This is a genomic window from Klenkia sesuvii, assembly GCF_037083825.1.
Classification (GTDB): Bacteria; Actinomycetota; Actinomycetes; order Mycobacteriales; family Geodermatophilaceae; genus Klenkia; species Klenkia sesuvii.
The window spans coordinates 1-1,800 of sequence record NZ_JBAPLU010000048.1; the positions used below are offsets into that span (position 1 = coordinate 1).

Consider the following 1,800-nt stretch of genomic DNA (forward strand, 5'->3'; position numbering starts at 1 on the left):
CCTGACTTTGATCATTCGCTTAGTGCGTGAGATCGGCGCCCTGCATGGCGTCGAGGATGGCCTGCTGAGCGGCGGGGACGGCGGGGTGGAAGGTCTGGGTGGTGCCGTTGATCGCGATCGTGGCCGAGCGCAGGGGCCGCAGTTGGCGGATGACGTTGCCGATGGCCAGTCCGGTGCGGTTCTGCACTTCGCGGGCGACGGCCAGGGCGGTGAACACGACCGTGAGGTGGGCTTCGATTGCTTCGCGAGCGTGGTGGAACATCGGCCGGGCCCGTAGGTCGGTCTTGCTCATCCGGAAGGACTGCTCGACCCGCCATAGGTCGTGGTAGCTGCTGATCACCTCAGCTGCGGGCATGACGGTGGCGGGGATGTTGGTGACGTACCCCTTCAACCCGACCAGGGACTGGGCTCTGGCCAGGGCTTTCTCATCCAGGGAGCGGGCGCCGTTGCTGGTCTTGACGAACCGCGGCGTGCGGGCGGCCCGGTCACCGTCGACGACTTCGCGGGCGCGGGCTTCCTGCAGGGCGAGGGTCTTGCGGTCCCGGGCGGCTCGTTTGGCCGAGTAGGCCCACACCGCCCGCCACGACCGGGCGTGCACGCCGGGGTCCCACACGGGTTCGGCGCGGCGGGCGACGTCGTTGTCGCCGACCTTCCCGGCCTTGCCGCGGGCGGTCTTGGGGGTGATGGTGTCGATGACCTGACCGTCGGTGAATGCATCGCCGTGCCAGTGGAAGTGCGACTCCAGATCGGCCGGTGCCCGGGTCACCCGGGACCCGACGATGAACCGTACGTGCGCCTCATCCAGCGCGGTCAGGTTCCCGGCTGAGAGCATGCCGGCATCAGCGGTGACCGCGAGATCGGCCAGGCCGTGTCGCTCGATGAAGGCGGTGATGATTGGGATCAGGGTGGTGGTCTCGGCCTTGTTGCCCTCGAAGCAGCCGATCTCCAGCGGAAAGCCCTGTCGGTCGACCAGGAGACCGACCACGACCTGTGGGTCGACCCGCCGTTCCTTGCTGTAGCCGACTTTCCGCAGTTCATCTTCGTGTTCGGCCTCGAAGTACAGGGTCGTGACGTCGTAGAGGCACAACGTCAGGTCCCCGGCGTGGCTGGCGTGAGCGAAGCACGCCGAGGCGATCTTGTCCCGGTACTTGTCCTTGCCGGCCCGTCGCAGCACCCGGTTCATCGTCGGGTAGCTGGCCGGCCGGCAGCCCAGGTCGGTGAGCACCCGACCGGCATCCAGCAGCGATGTCGGTTCCACGATCCGGGCGATGACCAGGTCGCAGAACACCTCATCGGTCACGGCGACGAATCCCAGCTCGGTGAGCACCCCGCGCAGCGCGTCGTAGAGCAGCCGCGACCCCGTCGCCAGCACCCGACCAGGGGCGTCTCGACGCACTGCCGCCGGCTCGGCCGAGGAGGCCAGCGTCGCAGGCACCGGGAGCACGCCCTGGGCCGGCGGGACGACCGCCACCGGCAAGACCCTGGGGGTGGCCTGAATGCCCAGGTCCAGCACACCCTGGGCCGGGTCGTCCAGCAGCGACCTGGCCCGCTCCATCAGCACCCCGAGCTCGGCGTCAGTGTGCGCGGAACCGACATGCTTGACGATCTCCTGCCGCCCGGCCCGATACGCCGCGATCTGCACCGCCGTGGCTCCCGACGCGGTCCGCACCCGCCGGATGAACGCCACCGAAGCACCCTAGAACGATCCCGTTAGTGCGTGAAACCGTGACTCGTCGCAGGCCTCCCCGCAGGTCAAGACGCAACAGACGAAATGATCATGGTCGCCTGATCAAAGTCGGG

Annotated in this window: 1 protein-coding gene; it reads right to left on the minus strand. The window is 68.4% G+C overall.

Annotated features, from left to right (window positions below; genetic code table 11):
* Window positions 1-19 precede the first annotated feature (19 nt).
* Window positions 20-1,687, minus strand: coding sequence for an IS1634 family transposase (locus TEK04_RS21140; RefSeq protein ID WP_336406347.1), 1,668 nt, complete (start codon window positions 1,685-1,687; stop codon window positions 20-22).
* Between the last annotated feature and the right edge of the window lie 113 nt (window positions 1,688-1,800).